This is a genomic window from Ruegeria sp. HKCCD4315, assembly GCF_013112245.1.
GTDB lineage: Bacteria > Pseudomonadota > Alphaproteobacteria > Rhodobacterales > Rhodobacteraceae > Ruegeria.
The window spans coordinates 2342093-2363066 of record NZ_WVRN01000001.1 but is presented as its reverse complement, the minus strand read 5'-3'; the positions used below and the strand labels follow the sequence as shown (position 1 = coordinate 2363066).

At 57.1% G+C, this 20974-nt stretch carries 25 protein-coding genes and 3 tRNA genes; 15 read left to right on the top strand and 13 right to left on the bottom strand.

Annotation, left to right across the window (positions count from 1 at the left end; translation table 11 throughout):
- Window positions 1-17: 17 nt before the first annotated feature.
- Window positions 18-680, bottom strand: a complete 663-nt coding sequence (locus GS646_RS11750; protein WP_171185048.1) for a DNA-3-methyladenine glycosylase I — start codon at window positions 678-680, stop codon at window positions 18-20.
- Between the two features lie 423 nt (window positions 681-1103).
- Between GS646_RS11750 and GS646_RS11745 the strand changes: the two genes are divergently transcribed.
- The 7 genes from GS646_RS11745 (at window position 1104) to GS646_RS11715 (ending at window position 8990) form a co-directional block, all read left to right on the top strand.
- On the top strand, window positions 1104-2054 hold the full coding sequence (locus GS646_RS11745) for an ABC transporter substrate-binding protein (RefSeq protein WP_171185046.1): 951 nt from the start codon (window positions 1104-1106) through the stop codon (window positions 2052-2054).
- Window positions 2055-2062: 8 nt separating this feature from the next.
- Window positions 2063-3112: a betaine/proline/choline family ABC transporter ATP-binding protein gene (locus tag GS646_RS11740; RefSeq protein WP_171185043.1), complete on the top strand. Its 1050-nt coding sequence runs from the start codon at window positions 2063-2065 to the stop codon at window positions 3110-3112.
- Complete coding sequence (locus tag GS646_RS11735) at window positions 3109-5175, top strand: proline/glycine betaine ABC transporter permease (protein WP_171185041.1); 2067 nt, start codon at window positions 3109-3111, stop codon at window positions 5173-5175. Before GS646_RS11740 ends, GS646_RS11735 begins: the two co-directional genes overlap by 4 nt.
- A gap of 105 nt (window positions 5176-5280) precedes the next feature.
- The gene (locus GS646_RS11730) at window positions 5281-5946 is read left to right on the top strand and encodes an NnrU family protein (protein WP_171185039.1); all 666 of its coding nucleotides are present in this window, start codon (window positions 5281-5283) and stop codon (window positions 5944-5946) included.
- Window positions 5947-6015: 69 nt separating this feature from the next.
- Window positions 6016-6537, top strand: coding sequence for a DUF2478 domain-containing protein (locus tag GS646_RS11725; RefSeq protein WP_171185037.1), 522 nt, complete (start codon window positions 6016-6018; stop codon window positions 6535-6537).
- An 87-nt stretch (window positions 6538-6624) separates the two neighbouring features.
- On the top strand, window positions 6625-7872 hold the full coding sequence (locus tag GS646_RS11720; RefSeq protein WP_171646631.1) for a D-arabinono-1,4-lactone oxidase: 1248 nt from the start codon (window positions 6625-6627) through the stop codon (window positions 7870-7872).
- Window positions 7869-8990 (top strand): alanine racemase, encoded by a 1122-nt coding sequence (locus GS646_RS11715; RefSeq protein ID WP_171646634.1) that lies wholly within the window; start codon window positions 7869-7871, stop codon window positions 8988-8990. Before GS646_RS11720 ends, GS646_RS11715 begins: the two co-directional genes overlap by 4 nt.
- 35 nt (window positions 8991-9025) lie before the next feature.
- On the opposite strand, the gene GS646_RS11710 is transcribed toward GS646_RS11715, so the two are convergent.
- Window positions 9026-9109, bottom strand: a tRNA-Tyr gene (locus GS646_RS11710).
- Window positions 9110-9225: 116 nt separating this feature from the next.
- On the opposite strand from GS646_RS11710, the gene rlmB reads away from it, so the two are divergent.
- From rlmB to GS646_RS11690, 4 genes are all read left to right on the top strand, one after another.
- A complete protein-coding gene (rlmB, locus tag GS646_RS11705) occupies window positions 9226-9996 on the top strand; it encodes a 23S rRNA (guanosine(2251)-2'-O)-methyltransferase RlmB (RefSeq protein ID WP_171185032.1) in 771 nt (256 codons plus the stop codon).
- Between the two features lie 15 nt (window positions 9997-10011).
- The gene (locus GS646_RS11700; protein WP_171185258.1) at window positions 10012-10293 is read left to right on the top strand and encodes a hypothetical protein; all 282 of its coding nucleotides are present in this window, start codon (window positions 10012-10014) and stop codon (window positions 10291-10293) included.
- A 98-nt stretch (window positions 10294-10391) separates the two neighbouring features.
- Window positions 10392-10850 carry a YHS domain-containing (seleno)protein gene (locus GS646_RS11695; RefSeq protein ID WP_171092397.1) on the top strand — a complete coding sequence of 153 codons (459 nt, stop codon included), beginning with the start codon at window positions 10392-10394 and terminating at the stop codon, window positions 10848-10850.
- Window positions 10851-11046: 196 nt separating this feature from the next.
- On the top strand, window positions 11047-11517 hold the full coding sequence (locus GS646_RS11690) for a CoA-binding protein (protein ID WP_171185030.1): 471 nt from the start codon (window positions 11047-11049) through the stop codon (window positions 11515-11517).
- On the opposite strand, the gene GS646_RS11685 is transcribed toward GS646_RS11690, so the two are convergent.
- The 4 genes from GS646_RS11685 to GS646_RS11670 all read right to left on the bottom strand — a co-directional run bounded on the left by GS646_RS11685 (window position 11514) and on the right by GS646_RS11670 (window position 15564).
- The gene (locus GS646_RS11685) at window positions 11514-12086 is read right to left on the bottom strand and encodes a hypothetical protein (RefSeq protein ID WP_171185028.1); all 573 of its coding nucleotides are present in this window, start codon (window positions 12084-12086) and stop codon (window positions 11514-11516) included. The genes GS646_RS11690 and GS646_RS11685 overlap by 4 nt on opposite strands.
- A gap of 69 nt (window positions 12087-12155) precedes the next feature.
- A complete protein-coding gene (locus tag GS646_RS11680; RefSeq protein ID WP_171092391.1) occupies window positions 12156-12473 on the bottom strand; it encodes a phosphoribosyl-ATP diphosphatase in 318 nt (105 codons plus the stop codon).
- Window positions 12470-13231 carry an imidazole glycerol phosphate synthase subunit HisF gene (hisF, locus tag GS646_RS11675; protein WP_171185026.1) on the bottom strand — a complete coding sequence of 254 codons (762 nt, stop codon included), beginning with the start codon at window positions 13229-13231 and terminating at the stop codon, window positions 12470-12472. The genes GS646_RS11680 and hisF overlap by 4 nt, the downstream gene beginning before the upstream one ends.
- A 110-nt stretch (window positions 13232-13341) precedes the next feature.
- The gene (locus GS646_RS11670) at window positions 13342-15564 is read right to left on the bottom strand and encodes a spermidine synthase (protein ID WP_371732075.1); all 2223 of its coding nucleotides are present in this window, start codon (window positions 15562-15564) and stop codon (window positions 13342-13344) included.
- A 225-nt stretch (window positions 15565-15789) separates the two neighbouring features.
- On the opposite strand from GS646_RS11670, the gene GS646_RS11665 reads away from it, so the two are divergent.
- Window positions 15790-16236, top strand: coding sequence for a DUF302 domain-containing protein (locus GS646_RS11665; RefSeq protein ID WP_253746353.1), 447 nt, complete (start codon window positions 15790-15792; stop codon window positions 16234-16236).
- 4 nt (window positions 16237-16240) lie between these two features.
- On the opposite strand, the gene hisA is transcribed toward GS646_RS11665, so the two are convergent.
- On the bottom strand, window positions 16241-16960 hold the full coding sequence (gene hisA / locus GS646_RS11660; protein ID WP_171185024.1) for a 1-(5-phosphoribosyl)-5-[(5-phosphoribosylamino)methylideneamino]imidazole-4-carboxamide isomerase: 720 nt from the start codon (window positions 16958-16960) through the stop codon (window positions 16241-16243).
- Window positions 16961-17094: 134 nt separating this feature from the next.
- On the opposite strand from hisA, the gene GS646_RS11655 reads away from it, so the two are divergent.
- The gene (locus GS646_RS11655) at window positions 17095-17496 is read left to right on the top strand and encodes a DUF2147 domain-containing protein (protein ID WP_171092385.1); all 402 of its coding nucleotides are present in this window, start codon (window positions 17095-17097) and stop codon (window positions 17494-17496) included.
- A 3-nt stretch (window positions 17497-17499) separates the two neighbouring features.
- Here the strand turns inward: GS646_RS11655 and hisH are convergent, their stop codons facing one another.
- Both hisH and hisB read right to left on the bottom strand, forming a co-directional pair.
- Window positions 17500-18138: an imidazole glycerol phosphate synthase subunit HisH gene (gene hisH, locus GS646_RS11650; RefSeq protein WP_171185022.1), complete on the bottom strand. Its 639-nt coding sequence runs from the start codon at window positions 18136-18138 to the stop codon at window positions 17500-17502.
- On the bottom strand, window positions 18139-18726 hold the full coding sequence (gene hisB, locus GS646_RS11645) for an imidazoleglycerol-phosphate dehydratase HisB (protein WP_171092381.1): 588 nt from the start codon (window positions 18724-18726) through the stop codon (window positions 18139-18141). It lies immediately after the preceding gene.
- A 154-nt stretch (window positions 18727-18880) separates the two neighbouring features.
- On the opposite strand from hisB, the gene GS646_RS11640 reads away from it, so the two are divergent.
- On the top strand, window positions 18881-19120 hold the full coding sequence (locus GS646_RS11640; protein WP_050602861.1) for an Lrp/AsnC family transcriptional regulator: 240 nt from the start codon (window positions 18881-18883) through the stop codon (window positions 19118-19120).
- On the opposite strand, the gene GS646_RS11635 is transcribed toward GS646_RS11640, so the two are convergent.
- The 3 genes from GS646_RS11635 to GS646_RS11625 form a co-directional block, all read right to left on the bottom strand.
- Window positions 19117-19983 carry a GNAT family N-acetyltransferase gene (locus GS646_RS11635; RefSeq protein ID WP_171185020.1) on the bottom strand — a complete coding sequence of 289 codons (867 nt, stop codon included), beginning with the start codon at window positions 19981-19983 and terminating at the stop codon, window positions 19117-19119. The two genes, GS646_RS11640 and GS646_RS11635, sit on opposite strands and share 4 nt — an antisense overlap.
- Before the next feature lie 81 nt (window positions 19984-20064).
- Window positions 20065-20139 (bottom strand) — tRNA-Gly (locus GS646_RS11630).
- A gap of 33 nt (window positions 20140-20172) precedes the next feature.
- Window positions 20173-20247: transfer RNA gene (locus GS646_RS11625), tRNA-Gly, on the bottom strand.
- A 148-nt stretch (window positions 20248-20395) separates the two neighbouring features.
- Here GS646_RS11625 and GS646_RS11620 point away from each other — a divergent pair.
- The gene (locus tag GS646_RS11620) at window positions 20396-20548 is read left to right on the top strand and encodes a hypothetical protein (RefSeq protein WP_171185018.1); all 153 of its coding nucleotides are present in this window, start codon (window positions 20396-20398) and stop codon (window positions 20546-20548) included.
- A 12-nt stretch (window positions 20549-20560) separates the two neighbouring features.
- On the opposite strand, the gene GS646_RS11615 is transcribed toward GS646_RS11620, so the two are convergent.
- Window positions 20561-20944, bottom strand: coding sequence for an MAPEG family protein (locus GS646_RS11615; protein ID WP_171185016.1), 384 nt, complete (start codon window positions 20942-20944; stop codon window positions 20561-20563).
- Between the last annotated feature and the right edge of the window lie 30 nt (window positions 20945-20974).

Genomic DNA, 20974 nt, shown 5'->3' with positions numbered 1-20974 from the left:
CGTTCAGCAAACCGTTTTCAAACGCTCATAGCCAGAACCCGGCTGATTTCCGTCAAGGATCGCCCGGATTGATCCATCCAAGTGTTAAAGGCTTGCTGGACAGCCACCATCGCCTTTTTGGACGTGGCAGGTTTGTCGATCACGCCTTCGGCAATCAGCCGGGCGGTAACGTCCTGGGACAGAATGAAACTGTCGCGCCCAATGAACCGCATAGCATATTGCGCCGACGCCCCGCCCAGACGCGAGCCGCGCTTGGCCAACATTGCCAGCAAGCTGATATAGTCTTCCGAAGGCCAGCCACCCAGCACTTTGCCTGCGCCGCCTTCTTCACGCAATTCCATAAGAAAAACGGCGTTGTCACGCACCGTCGAAATCTTGGTGCCGTTGCGCACGATTCGCGTATCCTGCAACAACGCATCGAATTTTTCGTCATTCATAAAGGCACATCGTCCCACATCAAAACCGTCAAACGCGGCTTCGAAGCCATCCCATTTGTTTTCGATGACCTTCCAGTTGAACCCAGCCTGAAAGATGCATTTTGTAATGATGGCCAGCCAACGATCTTCTGGCAGGGCTACCAGTTCATCCTGGGTTTTGGGTTTGTACAGCATAGCTTGCAACGCATCTGGCCCGCCATGTCGTTCGGCAGCAATTTCGAAGATTTCGTCAAATGCGCGCATTTACCCAGCCTCAGATATCACCTCTTGAGTGTTTGCCTTTTGTTCCATCTTTGCAATCAAAAAATAAAGCCGCCAGTTCATGACTATTTAGCGACCAATTTTTTGGATGGAAAAGAAAAAGTACGCTTTTTTCAAAGAAATACTCGACAAACAGTCGAAAGTTGGTTTCTGATTGACTCGTCAGTCAATGTCCGGCGCCACAGACCGTGGGACTACGACGGGCCGGGTTGAGTGCGGTCGTCGCGCTCGGGGGGGGGCGAAAGTGATTTGGCAGAGGAGCACTTTCTGTCTTTCATAGTCGCGACACTTTCCTTTTCCGGCAAAATTTGTGCATGTTGCGACATGGTATTGTCATCGACCAAATATACCGGCGGGATAACCCTCGCCGGGGTGGGCAAAACAAAAAAGACAGGGAGAAAGTCCATGAAAAAACTTAGTGTAAGCCTAATGGCTCTGAGCGTCGCGGGCGCGGTGCAAGCTGCGGATATGGGCGCCGTGGACGAGCCGATCAAACTGGCGATCAACGAATGGACCGGCCAGCACGTGACCACTCATGTGGCAGGTGAGATGCTCAAGGCTGCAGGATATAACGTCGAATACGTGACGGCGGGCATGATGAACCAATTCCAGGCTCTGGCTGATGGTGACATCGACGCGACGTTGGAAATCTGGTCGTCCAACGTGTCGGACGAGTACGCCAAGAAGGTTGACGAAGGAACCGTTGTTGAAATCGGCGATCTGGGCCTAGATGCCAAGGAAGGCATAGCATACCCCGCGCATGTCGCTGATCTGTGCCCGGGCCTGCCCGCATGGGAAGCGTTGAAAGATTGCGCGCAGGTATTTGCTACGGCAGAAACTCTGCCCGGTGGTCGCCTGGTCGATTATCCGGCCGATTGGGGCACACCCGGCGCTGACCGTATGACCGGGCTTGAGTTGCCGTTCAAAGCTGTGCCGGCGGGGTCCGAGGGTGCCCTGATCGCCGAGCTGCGCGCCTCGACCGAGCGTAAATCGCCACTGCTGATCACGTTCTGGCAGCCGCATTGGGCGATGTCGGCCTATGACGTTCAGTTCGTTGAGCTGCCTGCGGGCGAAGAGGCGTGCTTTAACGATCCGGCATGGGGGCCGAACCCCAATGCGGTCAACGATTGCGACTTCTCGCCGTCCCGCATCTTCAAAGCCAGCTGGAGCGGCATGGAAGACAAATGGCCCGCCGCTTATGAAATCCTGTCCAACTACCAACTGGCGGTCGAAGACCAGCAGCCAATGATGGGCGCGATCGACGTTGACGGTGGTTCGGTTGAAGAAGTTGTTGCCGCTTGGATGTCTGAGAACGAAGGCAAGTGGCGTCCGGTTGTTGACGCAGCGACGCAGTGAGCACGTAAGTGACTGATACGACGACGCCAGCCATTGCCTGCCAGAGTCTCTGGCAAGTCTTTGGCCCCGGCGCTGACAAGGCCCTGACCGACGCGCTGTCTCGGTCAGGGAATGACGCTGACAAAGCCGCCTCTGATCTGCGGGAAAACGGGTTCATCCCGGCGGTGCAGGATGCCAATTTCGAGGTCAAAGAAGGCGAGTTGTTCGTCATCATGGGCCTGTCGGGCTCGGGCAAATCCACTTTGATCCGTTGTATCTCGCAACTGTTGCCCGGCACGGGTGGCGAGATTCGGGTGGACGGTGAAAATGTTATCGGAGCCTCAAAGAAGGCGCTGACCGAGTTGCGCCGAAAGAAGCTGGGCATGGTGTTCCAGCACTTTGGCCTGTTCCCGCACATGACTGTTGCCGAAAACGTGGCTTATCCGCTGCGCGTGCAGGGCGTGAGCAAAAAGGAGCGTCTGGCAAGAGCGCAAGAAGTCATCTCACTTGTTGGACTTGAAGGTCGCGAAGACAGTTTCCCCCGCCAGCTTTCCGGGGGTCAGCGTCAGCGTGTGGGTATAGCGCGGTCGTTGGCCGTGAACCCCGATATCTGGTTTCTGGATGAGCCGTTTTCGGCCCTTGACCCCTTGATCCGTCGCCAGTTGCAGGACGAGTTTCTGCGCATTCAGGCGACATTGAAGAAGTCTATCGTCTTCATCACCCACGATATTCAAGAGGCGCTGAAACTCGCTGACCGCATCGCGATCATGCGCGACGGCAAGATCGTTCAGATCGGTACCCCAACTGATATCGTGCTGCGACCGGTTGACGATTATGTGCGCGAGTTTTCCAAGGATGTGGCCAAGGGTCAGCACGCCAAGGTCGCTTCGGTCATGCGGAGCGAGGCGGAATGTGGCCCAGACGATCCCGGCCTGACCACTTCGATGACGCTGGATGCCGCTCTTGCGCATTGCATGGAACTGTACGAGCCCGTGCCGGTGCGGGATGCCAAAGGCAATGTCGTTGGCACGGTACATCCCTCGGATCTGGCCGCCGCATTGCAGGTGGACGAAGCATGACCGCTGTCACTGATCTTCCGACGCAACGCAGCGCGCAGGTGACAGCGGGCGCGAAAGCCGCGCTGATCACGGTCACCGTCGGTGCGGTTTGCCTTGCGCTTGAGGGCATCGCCCCGTGGCTGGTCAAATGGCCTGCAGCATGGGAACTGCCTGCAACCCAATGGGTCGGGGCATTTCTTGACTGGTTTCTCAACCTGATCAAACCAGCGATGCGGCTGTTCTCGGACATGATGACCTATCCAATGAACTGGGCGAATTTCGTGTTAGGCAATACGCCATGGCCCATTCTGATCGGTATTGTGACCGCGTTGGGGTGGTATCTGGGCGGCTTACCCATGGCCGCGTTGGGTTTTCTGGGGCTTAGTTTCGTTCTGGCGTCGGGGTATTGGGCTGAGAGTATGAATACGCTGGCCCTTGTTGCCGTGTCGGTCCCGGTGGCACTTATTTTGGGGGGTGGTATCGGCATCCTTGCCAATGAAGTGCCGAAGGTTAAAACCTTTGTTCAAGCCGTTCTGGATGTGATGCAGACGGTGCCGACTTTTGCGTATCTGACACCGCTTTTGCTGCTGTTCGGCTTTGGGCCTGTTGTTGGCCTGATCGCCTCGGCCATCTACGCTGCGCCGCCTATGGCGCGCAATGTGATGTTGGGGTTGGAGCGGGTCGAGCCCGAGATCAAAGAAGCCGCCATCATGTCTGGTGGCACCCGGTTCCAGCAATTGTTTCAGGTCGAAATCCCTGCTGCCACAACGCAGATCATGGTCGGTGTGAACCAATGTCTAATGGCCGCTCTGTCGATGGTCATCATTGCCGCCGTTATCGGAGGTTTCAACGATATCGGGTGGGAGGTTCTGCTGACCATGCGCAAGGCCCAGTTCGGTGAATCGCTGATGGCTGGTCTGGTCATCGTGGTCTTTGCCGTGGTGATCGACCGGATGAGCGGCACGCTGGCAACCGAGCGCAAACGCTATGACAGCCGCGTTGTCTGGGCGATGCTGGGCTTTGCAGTTGTCTTCACGGCCGCCTTCTGGGCGCGGCTGCCGAACCCGTCCGAGCTGACCCTACTGGACCCAATGGCCGAAGCTGTGGACAGCGGCCTGACGGAGTTTACGCAAAACAACGGCCCGTGGCTTGATGCGCTTAAGAACAACTCGCTGTTCTATGTGCTGCTGCCGTTGCGGATCGGGCTGGATCAGGCAGTTCTGCCTTTCACCTGGGGCTTTCAGTGGACAGCGGGCATGAGCTATGGCCTGTTCGCCGTAGGTGCCGTGATTGTGCTTTTGATGGCGTGGCGCGGGCGGCTAACGGGTGGGCTGATTGTTCTGATCCTGATTGGCATGCTGGAAACAGGCATTGCCAACCTGCCTTGGCCCTTTGTGCTGACTGGCGCAGCTGCTTTGGGCTGGGTCGCAGGTGGGTGGCGTCTTGCGGCGCTTTGCGTGGGGCTTCTTTGCACCATTCTCGTTTCGGGTCTTTGGGAAAGGGCGCTTCTGTCGCTCTACCTCAGTGGTGCGGCAGTGTTTTCCTGCGCAGTCGTCGGCGGTCTGATCGGCCTTGCCAGCGCTGTTTGGGAGCCGGTTTGGAAAGTGGTTCGCCCGATCTGCGATATGTTGCAGACGATTCCATTGTTTGTGTTCCTGATCCCCGTGCTGATGGTGTTCCAGATCGGCGAATTTTCAGCGTTCCTCGCAATTTGTGCCTACGCGATTGTCCCGATGATCCGTTACACACGGCACGGGCTGGTCAACACGCCAGAGGAAATGATGGAGGCCGCAATCTCCAGCGGCGCGACCGAGTGGCAGATCATGCGAGACGTTCGTGCGCCTTATGCTGCACCGACCATACTGCTGGGGCTGAACCAGACCATCCTTTATGCCTTTGCGATGCTGGTCATCGCGGCATTGATCGGGACCACTGGCTTGGGGCAGTCGATCTATCTGGCGCTGGGTCAGGCGGATGTCGGGCTGGGGATCTCAGCCGGGGCTGCGATGGCGATTCTGGCACTGATCGCAGACCGCATCGTGCAGGGCTTTGCCGAAGAACGCCGCGCGGCACTTGGCCTTTAATACGGGGCAGGGGCGGCATGCCCGCCCCCGCGCAAAACTTGATTTCGGACAAGGAACCCACCGCCATCCTGATCTAGACCGGTCACAATACGTTCGGAGATCACCATGACCGGTTGGGTTCTATTCCTTGCAGCGCTTGTCACCTTTCTTCTCAGCCATGCGATTCCCGTGCGGCCTGCCGTGCGCGGGTGGTTAATCGGTACGCTGGGACATCGCGGGTATTTTACAGGATACTCGATCCTGTCACTCGCCGTGCTGGCCTGGCTGATCGTCGCGGCGGCGAACGCCCCTTATGTTGAGGTCATCCCACCGTTTGCCGTCTTGCGTTGGGTGCCTGTCCTTATCATGCCGGTTGTCTGCTGGCTGGCCCTTGCGGGGATCATCATTCAGAACCCGTTCTCTTTTGGCGGGCTGGGTGATCGCCCTTTTGATCCAGAGCAGCCCGGTATCCTGCGCACCACCCGCCATCCGATCCTTGCCGCGTTGATGCTGTGGGCATTGGCCCACTTGCTGGCCAATGGCAGCCTGTCGCATGTCATCCTGTTTGGCCTGTTTGCCGGTTTCGCGGCCATGGGTATGGCCTTGATCGACCGCCGCAAACATAGCGAAATGGGCATGGAATGGATCCGTTTGTCGCGAAACACTGCGCGCTTTTCACTCCGCGCGCCGCGTCCTTGGCCGCGCCCCTGGGTGTGGCTGTCCGCACTGGCCGCTTATGCGGTTCTACTTCACCTGCACGCACCTGTGATCGGCCTGTCTCCGCTTCCGTAGCTGGGGGAGTGGTCGGATGTACCTGAGCGTGCTATTTGAAATGTCGCAATGAAAAACAAGAGGTCCAAGATGAATCTGGCCTATGTCACAACCACCGATCGCGGTGCCACTGATCGCCTGTTAAGCGCTGTTGCAGAACACCTGCTGGCTTCGGGTGCGAAACTTGCGGGCGTTGTTCAGACCAACACAGAATGCGCGGACAGCAGCAAATGCGATATGGATGTGCGCGTGCTGCCCGAAGGAGAGACCATCCGCATTTCGCAATCGCTGGGAACACAGTCGCGCGGTTGCCGTCTGGATCCGGCGGCGCTGGAGCAGGCGGTGGGCTATGTAACGTCGTCGCTGGCTGACGCGCCACAGCTGTTGATCATCAACAAGTTCGGCAAGCACGAGGCCGATGGCCGCGGGTTTCGCCCGGTGATCGCTGAAGCACTGGCACAGGACATCCCGGTACTGGTCGGTGTGAACGGTCTGAACAGTGAGAAGTTTCAGGACTTCACAGGTGGTGATGCGGAACAGCTGGACTCGGACCTGAGCGCAATCGTCGCTTGGTTCGAGCGCGTAAACGCGCAGCAGGCCACCGCGGCCTAAACCAAGTCACGTCACGTAACACGCTGAATCCCTGCCTTGTTTCGCTGACTTCGGGCTGCAATCCTCGCAATACGGAGGATGAGCTGAATGTGGTCAAACTGGGCAGGAAACGAAAACACAAATACTGCGGTCATGCGTCCGACAACACTGGATGCGTTGCAACGCGCTGTAATGTCGCCTCAGACCCTGAGGGTCGTTGGCGCTGGCCACTCTTTCACACCTATTGTGGCAGGGGCCGAGCGTATTCTGGACCTGTCGCAGCTTGAGGCCCCAACAATCCGTGCGGCTGAGGACGGGCAGGTCTGGGTGAACGCCAACGCACGCCTGCGCGATCTGTCCCCTGCTTTGGCTGACCGAGGGCTGGCTTTTCGCAATCTTGGCGACATCAATACTCAATCGCTGGCTGGGGCGGTTTCGACCGCGACCCATGGCACAGGACGTGAACTGCCCTGTCTTGCCGCAGAAATCACGGATGCGCGCTTTGTCGGTGCAAGCGGTGAGGCCTTAACCTCGGCCGATATTCCTTTGGACATGGCACAAGTAACGCTTGGGTTGCTGGGTGTTCTGACCGAAGCTCGCATAAATGTTGTGCCCAAATACAATCTGCGCCGTCAGGTCACGCTGACCGATTTGCCGGAGTGTCTGGCGAACATGCACAGGAACTGGGCTGAGAACCGCAACTTCGAATTTTTCTACATTCCTTTCACTGGCAAGGCCGTCGAACTTCGCCATTCAGTGGTCGACGCGCCCGAAACCAAGGCCCCGCGTGATCTGGATATGCTGGCGGTCAAGGTTCTGAAACTTGCCCGAAACGCAGGGCGGTTCAGCGGTGGTTTGCGCTCAGCGTTGCTTAGACTTTTGACGATGGCGCAATCCGATGAGGATTATGTAGGCGAAAGCTGGCGGGTTCTGTGCAGTGACCGCCATATTCGCTTTAAAGAGATGGAGTATCACCTGCCCCCTGAGGTCGCCAGCGATGTGTTGGCTGAGGTGTTCCGCCGTCTCGAACGGGACCACAGGGACATCTATTTCCCCATTGAGGTACGACAGACCGCAGGCGACACTGCGTGCCTTTCGCCGTTTCAGAGCGGCCCGCGTATCTCTGTTGCTATTCACACGGATGCGGATGAGGACCACAGTCGCTACTTCAACGCGCTGGAACCGCTTTTTGTCGAGGCCGGAGGTCGCCCGCATTGGGGCAAGATGCACAGCCTGACATACCGGGAACTATCCGGCCTTTACCCCGATTTCGACCGCTTCTGCGCCTTGCGTGAACAGCTTGATCCGCAGGGCAAGTTCCTGACACCTGCCTTGGCGACGCTGTTTCAGCCATGAACGACCCGTATGTCGCCCGTCTGTCGCAATCGCTGCGAATCTATGGTGTGGATCATCCGGTCATCGCAATTGACCTGAACCGGCTCGAGTCCAATTGCGCGACGGCGAGGGCCGGTGTTGATACCGGGCTTGAGAAACGCTTGGTTGCTAAATCTTTGCCCTGCTTGCCGCTTTTGGATCAAATCCGGAGTCTGATCCCAACCTCGGGGCTTATGACGTTCTCAGAACCAATGTTGACCGCCTTGTTGCAAGCCGAAGGTGGCACCGATCACCTGATTGGCAAGCCTTTGCCCGTTGGCTCTGCAGCGCGTGTGCTTCAGGCAAACCCCGATGCCGCAGATCGGGTGCAGTGGCTGATCGACACCCCCGAACGCTTGCAGGACTATCTGACGCTTGCGGACCAGACCGGCTTGTCTTTGCGTTTGTCGCTTGAATTGGACATTGGGTTGCATCGCGGTGGCCTGAGCGCGGATCAGGTTGCCAGTGTAGTAAAAACGATTGTCGCACACCCATTGGCGCGGTTGAGCGGCGTGATGGGATATGAGGCGCATCTGGCAAAGCTGCCTTCTTTACTCAGGCCCCAAGCCGAGCGGCGCTGCGCCGAAGCCTATCGCCAAGCCGTTGCAGCTCTGCCCTACAGCGGCGCAGGGCTGTGCCTAAATACAGGTGGCAGCCTGACCTTTCAGGCTTATGGCGCAACCGGTTCCGCAACGGAGGTCGCCTTTGGTTCGGTTCTCGTCAAGCCTTCGGATTTCGACCATCCTTCGACAGCGGCTTTTCAACCTGCAGCTTTTATCGCGACGCCAATACTCAAGACCATGCCCGGCAATGCTTTGCCCGGGTTAGAGTTCCTACCGCGACACAAGACGGATGTTGCCGTGTTTGGCGGGCATTTTCTTGCGCAACCGGTTTATCCAGAAGGATTTTCCTATTCCTCAATCTTCGGCCGATCCAGCAATCAGGAGGTCTGGACAGGCCCGGCGTCTAGTATTGTGCAACCTGGTGACATTGCCTTGCTACGCCCGACGCAAAGCGAAGCGGTGTTGAACCAATTTGGCAAGGTTTTGGCTGTACGGGATGGTGCGGTTGTACAGGAATGGGAAACCCTGCCGAATTAACAGCAGGTTGCAATGAATCACACATCTTTGGAAGATGGTGGGCGACCCTGGAATCGAACCAGGCGTGCGTCTCCGCGAGGGAGTTACAGTCCCCTGCCACACCTTGCGGCCTGTCGCCCACTGTCAGGCGTTGCACCTGACGTGGAGGCGTGATTACTAGCGCACCAAAGGAGCGTCAACAGGAAAATTCCGCTTTGACGCAGGAAACCGAATTCTCGGCCCGGAGGCCCCTAAAATGAAGAAACCCAAATGGGTCGTCGAAAAGGAACAGGCGCGCAAAGCTGCTGCCGCCGAAACCGTCTGGCTGTTTGGTTTGCACGCGGTGCGGGATGCTTTGATGAACACAAATCGTCAGAAATTGCGCCTGATCGTGACCCGAAACGCGCGGGACAAGCTGGCGGAAGCTATTGATTTTGCAGGGATCGAGGCCGAGATGGTTGATCCACGCAAATTTTCTGCGCCCATCGATGCGGGATCGGTTCACCAGGGTGCGGCACTTGAGGTCAAGCCGTTGGATTGGGGCGGTCTGGCAGAAAACTGTATCGGTCGGGAAAACCCGCGCGTCATCCTGCTGGATCGCGTGACCGATCCGCATAACGTCGGGGCGATTCTGCGTTCAGCCGAAGTTCTGGGGGCCAGCGCCGTGATTGGTACGCGCCATCACTCTGCACCTGAAACGGGCGCGCTGGCCAAAACCGCCAGCGGCGCACTTGAGCGTCAACCTTATCTGCGGGTACGCAATCTTGCGGATGCGATCATCGAACTTCAGGGCATGGGCTTTCTGGTCCTTGGGCTGGACGGCGAAGCCGAAGTGACGATCGAAGGCGCGCTGGGCGAGGGGCGTGATCGCCCGGTGGCCCTTGTGCTTGGCGCGGAAGGCCCAGGCTTGCGGCAAAAAACCAAAGAGACCGTGGATCAGTTGGTGAAAATTGACGCAGCAGGTGGGTTTGGGTCGCTGAACGTCTCAAACGCGACGGCAATCGCCTTATATGCATCTCGTCCCTGAGCAAAGGAGAGCGTTATTTCCGGCCCATCCAAAATCGCCACCTGCTGTTATTGCGGGACCCGTGCGGCCCTAGTCCTGAAAGGAAAAGAGCGGCATGAGCTTAGTTGTTCAAGCTGCGGTGCGCCGCTGCATGATTTGAAGATGTTGCCAAAGCGCAAGGCTGAGAAGACCAAACCGGCGCGACCTGCTGTGTCTCATGTGGTGCCTCCAAAAGCGAAACGCAAAAAGAAGAAAAAGAGCATGTTCTCGCGCGTGTTCGACGAGGCTTGGGATGTGATTGAGGATATTTTCGACTGATCTCCCTGGCGTTGAAACTCGATCACATCCTTGTCAACAGGGCTTCCGTTGCCCGTGAAAACTTGCATCTTGATACTCTCAAGAACGCAGATTCTGACATGACGATGCTGATCCGACGTACCATCCTTGGCGCGCTGAGTGCCCTTTTCCTTTCTTCTGTCGCGTTTGCGCAGGATAAACCCGTCTATTTCGCCACCGAAGGCGTGGCCTTGGCCGGGTATGACCCCGTGACCTATTTCGAAGGCGCGACGCCTGTAATGGGTGCCCCGGAAAACGCGGTGATGTGGAAAGGGGCAAAGTGGCACTTTTCGTCAGCCGAAAACCGCGAGCGTTTTGAAAGCAACCCGCGCGCTTTTGCTCCGCAGTTTGGTGGATATTGTTCTTACGCGATGGCCAAAGGCGTCCTGAAAAGCACGGATCCCAACGCATGGCAGGTTGTCGATGGTCGACTGTACCTGACGCATTCACCGCAGATCGAAGTGATGTGGCGGCAAGACAGGGCCGAGTACATTGAAATGGCAGAAGAAAACTGGCCGGTGATCTTGTATCAGAAATAGGCGAGAATCAGCTAATTGTGAAAAGTCATCACAAAAATGCGCGCCCCCTCTTTTTTTTAACCAACTCATGCCTAAATGTCACAGTGACCGCGGAACGGAACTGCCGCGGGTCATTTCACTGTCCCTCGTTCCAACAACTGGCGCCCAAGGTTTCTTGGGCGCTTTTTTCTTTTGGGAACCCTGTTAAGGATAGGGTATGTCAGACTATTCCGATCAGCACCTCAAGAACATTCTGCAACGGACCAAGACGGTTGCCGTTGTTGGGGTGTCAATGAACCCTGTGCGGCCCAGCTTTTACGTGGCGCGCTATCTTTCGCTGAAAGGGTTCGATGTGATCCCCGTCAATCCGGGACACGCGGGCAAGGAACTGTTTGGCCAGACGGTGCGTGGCAGTTTGTCAGAGATATCCGGGCCAGTGGACATGGTCGACATTTTCCGGCGGTCCGAAGCTGTACCGCCGATCGTTGACGAAGCATTGGCGGCCTTCCCTTCCCTCAGCACGATCTGGATGCAAATCGGTGTCGAACACCCCGAAGCAGCCGCCCTCGCCGAAGCCCGTGGTGTGGAGGTGGTGATGAACCGCTGTCCCAAGATCGAATATCAGCGCCTGTTTGGCGAACTGCGTATGGGCGGGTTTTCGACTGGGATTATCTCGTCCAAGCTTTAGGGCGTTGTGGGCTGATAGGGTTTCAACCCGGCCACCTGTTCCTGCCGCCGTTTCTCTAGCACCACGTCGCGCGGCACCCACTCGTATCGGGTGTCCTCGACCAGTGGAGACCAGAACAAAACTCCACCATAGCGCCACGGATCCAGCACAACACCGTCATACAGCGATTCCCCCTTGCGGCTGATGATTGCCGTGCTGTGGTCGATCCTAAACGGATTGTCGGCATTCGCGATCGCGCGGTGCATCTCCAACGTTTGAAAGTTTTCCTGTTTCAGGCGGCGCTCAATGTCTTCGGCCCAGTGCCAGCATAAGCCGCGCGGGCGTAGTCCCTTGTTGACTTTTGTATTGTGGATCAATGGCGGATCGGTGATCTGGTATTCATCGACAAGTTGCGCGGTGTAGGCATAAGCGACTTGCGCCGCGCGTTGGGCTTCGTCGGGATCTACATCGGGACCCAAGCTTTGGATTTGAGTTGCCAGCCGTTGGACCTCATCCCCGGTCGAGGTTGGTGGCGCAGAGCAGGCCGAAGCAATGGCAAGCGTTGCCAAAAGCATAAAAACTCGGATCATGTCGCGCCCTCGGCCTGCCAATCTGACGTCCGAGTATAGCGGCCTAAACAGCAGCGCGGAAGCCGGGCGTTACCCCTTGGGGCGGGATGCTTTTTCTGCGATGCCGCTGACGCCCTGACGACGTGCCAGTTCGGTCAGGACATCATCCAGTGCCACGTCCCGCGCGGCCAGCATGACCAGAAGGTGATACAGAACATCAGCCGCCTCAGAGGTCAGCTTGGCTTTGTCATCCTTGACGGCCTCGATGATCGCCTCAACGGCTTCTTCGCCAAACTTCTCGGCGCATTTCTCGGGACCTTTGGCCAGCAGCTTGGCTGTCCAGCTGGAGTCCGGGTCTGCGTCTTTGCGGTCTTCAATCGTCCGGGCCAGATCGTGCAGGATGCTCATGTCAGCCTCATGGGAATGCCCGCAGCGGCCATGTGTTCCTTGGCCTCGCGGATGGTGTATTCGCCGAAATGGAAGATCGAAGCAGCCAGTACGGCGCTTGCACCGCCTTTGGTGACACCTTCGACCAGATGGTCCAGATTACCGACGCCGCCGCTGGCGATCACCGGCACATTCACCGCGTCGGAAATGGCGCGGGTCAGGGGCAGGTTGAAGCCTGCCTTGGTGCCGTCACGATCCATCGAGGTCAAAAGGATTTCCCCGGCCCCTTTGGCAACAACTGTTTTGGCAAATTCGACCGCATCAATACCGGTGGGCTTGCGTCCGCCATGGGTGAAAATTTCCCACTTGCCGGGGCTGACGGTCTTGGCGTCGATGGCGCAAACGATGCATTGGCTGCCGAACTGGTCCGCCGATTCCGCGATCACATCTGGGTTGGCGACGGCTGCCGAGTTGAAACTGACCTTGTCCGCCCCTGCCAGCAACAGGGCACGCACATCATCCTTGGTGCGCACGCCACCGCCCACTGTCAGTGGCACAAAGCATTGCTCGGCCGTGCGTTGCACCACATCAAACATAGTGCCGCGGTTTTCGTGCGTCGCGTGGATATCCAGAAAACAGATTTCGTCCGCTCCAGCGGCGTCATACGCTTTCGCTGACTCCACGGGGTCGCCTGCATCGCGCAGGCCGACGAAGTTCACGCCTTTGACCACGCGGCCGTCAGCAACATCAAGGCAGGGGATGATCCGGGTTTTTAGCATGTGGGCGTCCTTTGTTGCCGGACCTTTACCGGCAAAGCGCCAGTGATGCCACAGACGTTTTGACGCCTATGGCCCGGATTGCGCGGGCCACGGGCGCATGAAGAACCGCTTTAGCTGTCCCCTTCCTTCAGCAACTTAAGTGCTGAAAGCAGGTTGGCCTTGTCGTCGGTCCAGGGTTGCGCGCCGTCAGTCTCGACGATTTGCCAGTTCCCACCTTGCACGAAACCGTTAATCCGGGTCGCGTCGGGGCTCAGGATTACCACACTGCTGGTGGCGGCCCCGGTTTCAACCTGCTCTTCGCCCACGGCCAGCCGCTGATGCGCGGCTGTCAGGTTCAGGCTGTCGGCAATGCGAGCCAATGGCGGAACCAGATCGTAGAAGCGGTTGGTGATATGAAACACCAGAAGTCCGTCTTCACTCAGGCGACGCGTATACATCTCAACCGCCTCCTGCGTAATCAAGTGCAGAGGGATCGCGTCTGAACTGTAGGCATCCAGAACAAGGATATCGAAGGCAAACGGCATTTGTTCCAGTACGATCCGGGCGTCACCCAGATGTGTTTCTGAATCGGGCGTGCATTCAGACAGGTAAGTGAACAGCGACGGATCGCGCGCGATCTGATCGACGGTTGCGTCAATCTCGAAGAAATCCCAATTTTGGCTAGGTTGGCGGTAGCAGGCCAACGCACCTGTGCCCAGGCCAACAATTCCGATGCTGTCAGATTGTTTGCCAAACTCAGAGGTGATCACCTGCGCCATCGGGCCTTCGGGGTGATAATAAGACAGCGGCGTTGGCCGTGTACCGTATTCCGATTCGCGCTGCCAGCCATGTACCGTAGTGCCGTTTTTGTAGACGCGGTAGCCGGCGCTGGAATAGACCGAATGCACGCCAAAAAAGCTGCGATCTTCGAAAACCGGATCGTTCTTGACTGCGAAGGCTGGTAGCAAAACGATGGCAAGTACGACCGGGATGCGCAGGGCTTGAGCCCGGAATAGATACAGAACCGCAAAGATAAGCACGAACAGCGCGCCTGCGCGGGGAATGTCTTCGCTCAGGATCGCAATGCTGCGAGTTGCACCTGCGGTGACAAGGATGAATACGCTGGCCGCGGCGCCAATGATGACATGGCGCAACGCAAAAACGGGTGCTCGAACAAGGAACAATCCCCCTGCCAGAATCATGGTGATCGGCGCCTCAAGCTCTCGGGTGAAGGCAAGTGGCGCTACAATCGAGTTGAATAACCCACCGATTGCGCCGCCCACGGACAGGGCGATGTAGAACACCGTCAATTGTTCGGCTGACGGGCGCATGTCGTAGAGCATGCGGTGTGCGAAGAGTGCGACAACGAATAGAACGGGGACGTAGAGCAGGATGACCACAGGTGCGTCATGTTCACTGACCACCTTGGACACCAGCACGACGCCAACAGCCAGTGCAACGAGCATTGGCACGTTCAACGCATCCAGGGTCAAGTGTTTCCACTTGGCGAAGGCAATGACGAAGGATAGGATGTAAACCGCCAAAGGAACAACCCAGATTAGTGGGAGTGCGCCAAGATCCGTGCTGACCCGTGTCGTGAAGGACAACATCAAAGACGAGGGGATGAAGGCAACAAACACCCAGACGGCGATCTGTTTCAGAGCTGGAAAACTGGTTTTGAGCGCTGCTCGCGTTGAAGTCTCGGCCTGTCGAGACCCTTGCAGTGCGATCAACCCGCTACCGAGTAATAGTGCCCCGAAAAGGACGAACCCGATCAACCAGGCAAAGCTGATTTCACCTGCCCCGAAGAACGGATCAGCGACCAGAGGGAAGGCCAACAAGGCCAGCAAAGACCCAACGTTACTGGCGCTGTACAGGAAATAGGGATCATCAGCCGACGGCCCGCCCGATTTGGCGTACCACGCCTGCAACAAAGGCGCGTTTGCAGACAGAACCGCAAATGGCACACCAACGCCCATGGCAAACAAGCCGAGCGTTTGCAGCGCGGTAGATGTTGATGCGTCGTAGCTCCATATATCGCTGGTGGACAGCGGCAAAAAGGTCAGCGCTGCGACCCAAAAGGCGAAATGTGTAATGATCTGCCAGCGCAACGGCAGGTATTTGGTTAAAAGGTGCGCATAGACGTAGCCGAGAATCAGGACGATCTGGAAGAACAGCATCGCAGTTGTCCAGACTGCCGGTGCGCCTCCGATCTTGGGTAGAACCAGTTTCGCAAACAGGGGCTGCACAAAGAACAGCAAGCTCGCGCTTGTAAAGATCGCCGCACAGAAGATCGCAACCGTTGCGGTTTTGAATCTGGATGTGTTCGGGACATCAATGCTGGAAAAACTCACGCGCGCCACCTGAATTGGATCGTTTGAGGCGTAAATTAGGCGCGAATTCCGGCTGAATTGGGGCTTGAGTGGGTGAAATGTTGGACTTTCGCCCGGATTGTTCGCGAATTTGAGGGTAAATTTGACGTTCTTAATCAGGCAAAGCTTTGCCGATGCCAGACTTGTGATTGTGAGAATTGTGAAACTTGAGACAATTGGGGTGAATTTCACAAAAGGAAATCCGATATGCGAACACTGATACTTGCTTCAATTCTCACGTTCGGAGGCGCGCTGTCCGCCATGGCTGACGACATCATCAAAGTACAAACAGATAAATCCGTTTCTGAAGCGCTGGATGCGCTGGAAGCTGCGGTTGGCAATGCCGGTGCCACTGTGTTTGCCCGCATTGACCACGCAGCTGGTGCGGAAAAGGTCGGTACGCCCATTCCCGCCAATCAGGTGCTGATTTTTGGCAATCCTGCACTGGGCACACCCGCGATGCAGATCGACCCACGCGCCGGTTTGTTCCTGCCGCTTAAGGTTCAGGCGTATGAGGACGCCAACGGCCAGGTCTGGCTGACCTATGAAGACCCCAAAGAGACGATGGATGAACTGGATGAGGTTGAAAAGTCACCCGTCATCGAAAAGATGCGCGGCGCACTGGCCAAGCTGACTGCCGCCGCCGCGCAGTAATCCATCAAGACAGGGCGCGAATGGCCTCAGCCAGGTCGATCGCGCCATCATAGAGCGCCCGGCCCGAGATCGCGCCGTTCAGCTCGATACCGCAATCGCGCAAAGCAATCAGGTCTTCCAGTGAGCTGACACCGCCCGAGGCGATAACTGGGATGGATACGGCCTGTGCAAGCGCGGCGGTGGCCTCGACATTCGGTCCCTGCATCGCGCCGTCCCGGTTGATGTCGGTATAAATGATGGCTGCGACGCCTGCGTCCTCGAAACTGCGGGCCAGATCGGTGACCTGAACATCAGTCTCCTCGGCCCAGCCTTTGGTCGCCACCATGCCGTTGCGCGCATCGATGCCCACGGCGACCTTGCCGGGGAAGGCTTTGGCCGCTTCGCGCACCAGATCAGGGTTTTCAACCGCAACTGTACCCAAAATGACCCGCGCCAATCCCTTGTCAATCCATGTTTCGATCGTGGCCATGTCCCGGATACCACCGCCTAACTGAGCAGGCACGTCGCAGGCTTTCAGAATCGCCTCAACCGGGGCGGCATTGACCGGCTCACCCGCAAATGCGCCGTTCAGATCCACCAAATGCAACCACTCACATCCGGCCTCGAAAAAGGCACGAGCCTGTGCGGCTGGGTCTTCGTTGAACACAGTGGCCTTGTCCATTTCACCGCGCAGCAGGCGCACGGCGTGGCCGTCTTTGAGATCGATGGCTGGGTAGAGGATCATGTCGAGCGGCCCTATATCTGTGTTACACGCGCGGGATATCGCACAGGCAGGGCAGGGGATGCAACGCGACGCTGGGTCATTCTTGCCCGTCGGTCCTTGGCGGGTCAGACTGCCCTCAAAACAGGGAGAAAACCATGAAGAAATTCACTTTTGCAGCGGGCTTGTCGCTTCTTGCGACTGGCGCTTTGGCAGCAGATCCTGTCGACGGTTTGTGGAAGACCGCACCTGGCGACACGGGCGGTTACCTGCATGTCACGATTTCTGAATGCGGGAGCGCGATTTGCGGCACCATCGACAGCGCATTTGACGCAGATGGCAACCAGCAGTTGGAATATGAAAATCTGGGCAAACAGATAATTTGGGACATGGTCCCTGAAGGTGGCGGCAGCTATGACAGCGGTAAGATCTGGGCCCCGGACCGCGACAAGACTTACAATTCGAAAATGTCGCTGGACGGCCAGAACAAGCTGACCGTCAAGGGGTGTGTGGCTGGCGGTTTGATCTGCCGGGGTCAGACCTGGACGCGCGTCCAGTAATCCTCAGGGTGTCCAGGTCAGGAAATTGCCCAGCATACGCAGACCAACATCCTGACTTTTCTCGGGGTGGAACTGCATCCCAACCATCGTGTCGCGGCCGATCACGGCCGTGACCTCTTGCCCATAGTCCACGTAAGCCAGCCGCTGTGCTGGGTCGTTCACACGAAAATGGTAGGAGTGGACGAAATAAGTGTGATCGCCAGTTTTCACCCCGTTGAACACTGGGTGATCGCTTTCCAAGACCAGATTGTTCCAGCCCATGTGGGGGACTTTCAGGGTAGCATCCGAAGGCTCGATTAGGACAACATCGCCCGCAACCCAGCCCAAACCTTCGGTTTCGCTGTACTCATGGCCCTTAGAGGCCATCAGCTGCATCCCAACGCATATTCCCAGAAACGGGCGACCTTTCTGTTCAACCGCCTCGACCATCGCGTCATAGATGCCCTTGTGCCCACGCAGTTCAGCTGCACATGCGGGAAAGGCTCCATCTCCGGGTAAAACCAAACGGTCCGCCCGGGCGACAACATCAGCGTCCGAGGTCACAACAACCTCACCGGCGCCGACCTCTTGCGCCATGCGCTGAAAGGCTTTTTCTGCCGAGTGAAGATTGCCGCTTTCGTAGTCGATAATGGCAGTCAGCATTTACAGCGCGCCTTTAGTCGACGGAATTGCATCCGCCTTGCGGGGGTCTGTTTCGACCGCATCACGCAGCGCACGCGCGACGGCTTTGAACGCAGCCTCGGCAATGTGGTGGCTGTTGAAGCCGTGCAACTGGTCGATGTGCAGGGTGATGCCACCATGGGTACTCAGGGCCTGAAAGAACTCCCGCACCAGTTCGGTGTCGAACGAGCCAATCTTAGGCGTCGGCAAGTCTACATTCCAAATCAAGAACGGACGGCCCGACAGATCCAGCGCACAGCGCACTTGCGCGTCATCCATGGGCAGATGGCATTCGCCATAACGGCGGATACCTTTCTTGTCGCCCAAAGCTTGTGTCAGTGCCTGACCCAGCGCGATGCCGGTATCTTCGACCGTGTGATGGTCGTCAATGTGATAATCACCCTTGGCGCTGATCGTCATGTCGATCAGCGAATGGCGCGCCAGCTGATCCAGCATGTGGTCAAAGAAGCCAACACCGGTCTGGTTGTCATAGGTGCCGGTGCCATCCAGATTGACCTGGACCGAGATCTCGGTTTCGGCGGTCTTGCGGCTGATCGAAGCGCTGCGCATGGGCGAATTCCTTTTGCTACAGGCGCGCTTATAGACGGGGTTGGGTAGCCTTATCCAGACCATAGGTGGCATTCAGGCCAAACTGTTGCAGGGGATTGCGCCCGGCTGTGCCCCGTGTCAGCTTGCAAGCAACACGAACCGATGGGGTCACACCATGTCCACCTGCGTTTTCATCCAGATCCGCTGCAAACCCGGCACCACCTACAAGGTGGCCGAAGAAATCGCCCTGCGCGAAATTCATTCCGAGCTGTATTCCACCAGCGGCGAATATGACCTTCTGCTCAAGCTCTACATCCCCGAAACCGAGGATGTGGGCCATTTTATCAACGAACACCTGCTGGTGATCCCTAACATCGAACGCTCGCTGACCACCATGACATTCAAGGCGTTCTAGCCCAGCTCGAACGTCGTCACGCCAAAGATTCGGTCCAGATCGATATCCGGCTGATGGCTGGAATACATCCGGGCGGTTTCAAACACTTTGTCCAGCCCAAGCGCGTCGGCCAAAGCGAAGGCTGATGTGTTGGGCTGCGGCATGTCCACAAAAACCTCATGCTCGTTGTGGTCTTCGGGAATCGCCGTCAGCAGAGCTGCTAACAGAGCCCTTGCAATGTCGGCATTGTCCGCAAACAGCGGACCAACCTTGTACCCGGTGAGGCAAGGGCGCAGCGTCGCGTAGCCTCGGATTCTGCCGTTGTCGGAATAGACCTTTGATACGTGATTGTAAGCGCTGAGCCAGCTTTCAAGGAACAAATCGCGTGAAGCGGGAAACATGTCGCGGTCATAGGCTTTTAGTTCATTTGACGCGCTGCTCAGATTCGCGACGCAATCATTCGACGATGTACCCAGCTTCGCCAGCATCCGCGTTTTTGTTCCGGCAAATCGGTAGTTGTTATACGCGAAGGTAAAGCCGGATTTGCGATAATTTTCCTGCTGCTCGACAACCCCATCCAGACCCATGTTACGACCGCCGCAATGAGCAAGCGCATGTTGCGCAATCTCAAGCCCGTGGCCATTGTGCCGGAATTCGGGTCTAACGATGTAAAAGCCCAGAAACGCGAAATCGGCGTTGTAATTTACCGCCGAGACCGAGGAAATCATCACTCCATCCAGAAAACCGCCCAGAAACCCGTCCGGGTCTGTTGGTCGAAAGCACTCGGCGTCATGTACGCCGGGGTTCCATCCCTCGCGCCCGGCCCAATCTACGGCGTGCTGGACTTCGGCGGCAGTGAGCGGGCGAATGGTATAATCAGACATGGGGTAATCCTGCATTGCGTAATGCAATCAGAATGGCGCAACGTGGCGTAAAGAACCAGCATGTTGAGAAAGTTTGGTATCTGGAGCGGGCGAGGCGATTCGAACGCCCGACCCTAACCTTGGCAAGGTTATGCTCTACCCCTGAGCTACGCCCGCATCAGATACATATGTGGTCCGAAGACCTCTCAATGGAGCGGGCGAGGCGATTCGAACGCCCGACCCTAACCTTGGCAAGGTTATGCTCTACCCCTGAGCTACGCCCGCGCCGTTGAGTGAGGAGGGATGTATAAATTCCCACGCGGGGCTGCAAGCGGAAAAACACAAAAAAGAGGAAAAATCTTTCGACGGAAATGCGCCTCTGGCGCGTTCTATTTTCAGAGCATCACAAAACAAGAGGGGCTAAGTGAAGGAAATGGCGAAAACAACAGACCTGAAAATGGCGGTGTTGGCTGTTTTGATCGTGCTGACAACGGTGATCTGCACGCAGGACGAAAACAGGGTGGCAGAGATCGAGCCGGTTCTGATTCAAGCTCCGGCGGTCGATACGCGAGTTTTGGCAAGTTGATCCCGCAGATGGTCAGAGCGCCAAAACCAGATTCGCAATGGCAGCGATCAATATCGAAGTGAAAGTCAGCCCCATCCCGATCTGTCGTAGGATGATGATTTGCGGGGTTCTGCCAAACCCGTAAGCGTGCAAAAGACGTCCAGCCAGCAACGTCAGGCCCAGCAGATGCACAAGCCAGCCACCCGCGCCCTGCAACTCAACCATCGCAATCAGCAAAAGGCCGATAGGCGCGTATTCGGCGCAATTGGAATGGGTCCTTATCGCCTTGATCATCATTTTGCTGCCGCCATCCCCGACCGAGATTTTGTCACTGCGACGCTGCAGAATCACTTTGACGCTGAGCGTCACATAAAGAACTGCGATCAGGGCCGCATAGATCGGAGTGATTGAAAGCAAGGTGTGTCTCCTTTCCGTCAATGAAAAAGG

Bases quoted from the DNA above. Each gene is read 5' to 3' on its own strand.
- GS646_RS11750 (WP_171185048.1), bottom strand. From the start codon at position 680: ATGCGCGCATTTGACGAAATCTTCGAAATTGCTGCCGAACGACATGGC.
- GS646_RS11745 (WP_171185046.1), top strand. From the start codon at position 1,104: ATGAAAAAACTTAGTGTAAGCCTAATGGCTCTGAGCGTCGCGGGCGCG.
- GS646_RS11735 (WP_171185041.1), top strand. From the start codon at position 3,109: ATGACCGCTGTCACTGATCTTCCGACGCAACGCAGCGCGCAGGTGACA.
- GS646_RS11730 (WP_171185039.1), top strand. From the start codon at position 5,281: ATGACCGGTTGGGTTCTATTCCTTGCAGCGCTTGTCACCTTTCTTCTC.
- GS646_RS11725 (WP_171185037.1), top strand. From the start codon at position 6,016: ATGAATCTGGCCTATGTCACAACCACCGATCGCGGTGCCACTGATCGC.
- GS646_RS11720 (WP_171646631.1), top strand. From the start codon at position 6,625: ATGTGGTCAAACTGGGCAGGAAACGAAAACACAAATACTGCGGTCATG.
- GS646_RS11715 (WP_171646634.1), top strand. From the start codon at position 7,869: ATGAACGACCCGTATGTCGCCCGTCTGTCGCAATCGCTGCGAATCTAT.
- rlmB (WP_171185032.1), top strand. From the start codon at position 9,226: ATGAAGAAACCCAAATGGGTCGTCGAAAAGGAACAGGCGCGCAAAGCT.
- GS646_RS11695 (WP_171092397.1), top strand. From the start codon at position 10,392: ATGACGATGCTGATCCGACGTACCATCCTTGGCGCGCTGAGTGCCCTT.
- GS646_RS11690 (WP_171185030.1), top strand. From the start codon at position 11,047: ATGTCAGACTATTCCGATCAGCACCTCAAGAACATTCTGCAACGGACC.
- GS646_RS11685 (WP_171185028.1), bottom strand. From the start codon at position 12,086: ATGATCCGAGTTTTTATGCTTTTGGCAACGCTTGCCATTGCTTCGGCC.
- GS646_RS11680 (WP_171092391.1), bottom strand. From the start codon at position 12,473: ATGAGCATCCTGCACGATCTGGCCCGGACGATTGAAGACCGCAAAGAC.
- hisF (WP_171185026.1), bottom strand. From the start codon at position 13,231: ATGCTAAAAACCCGGATCATCCCCTGCCTTGATGTTGCTGACGGCCGC.
- GS646_RS11665 (WP_253746353.1), top strand. From the start codon at position 15,790: ATGCGAACACTGATACTTGCTTCAATTCTCACGTTCGGAGGCGCGCTG.
- hisA (WP_171185024.1), bottom strand. From the start codon at position 16,960: ATGATCCTCTACCCAGCCATCGATCTCAAAGACGGCCACGCCGTGCGC.
- GS646_RS11655 (WP_171092385.1), top strand. From the start codon at position 17,095: ATGAAGAAATTCACTTTTGCAGCGGGCTTGTCGCTTCTTGCGACTGGC.
- hisH (WP_171185022.1), bottom strand. From the start codon at position 18,138: ATGCTGACTGCCATTATCGACTACGAAAGCGGCAATCTTCACTCGGCA.
- hisB (WP_171092381.1), bottom strand. From the start codon at position 18,726: ATGCGCAGCGCTTCGATCAGCCGCAAGACCGCCGAAACCGAGATCTCG.
- GS646_RS11640 (WP_050602861.1), top strand. From the start codon at position 18,881: ATGTCCACCTGCGTTTTCATCCAGATCCGCTGCAAACCCGGCACCACC.
- GS646_RS11635 (WP_171185020.1), bottom strand. From the start codon at position 19,983: ATGTCTGATTATACCATTCGCCCGCTCACTGCCGCCGAAGTCCAGCAC.
- GS646_RS11620 (WP_171185018.1), top strand. From the start codon at position 20,396: ATGGCGAAAACAACAGACCTGAAAATGGCGGTGTTGGCTGTTTTGATC.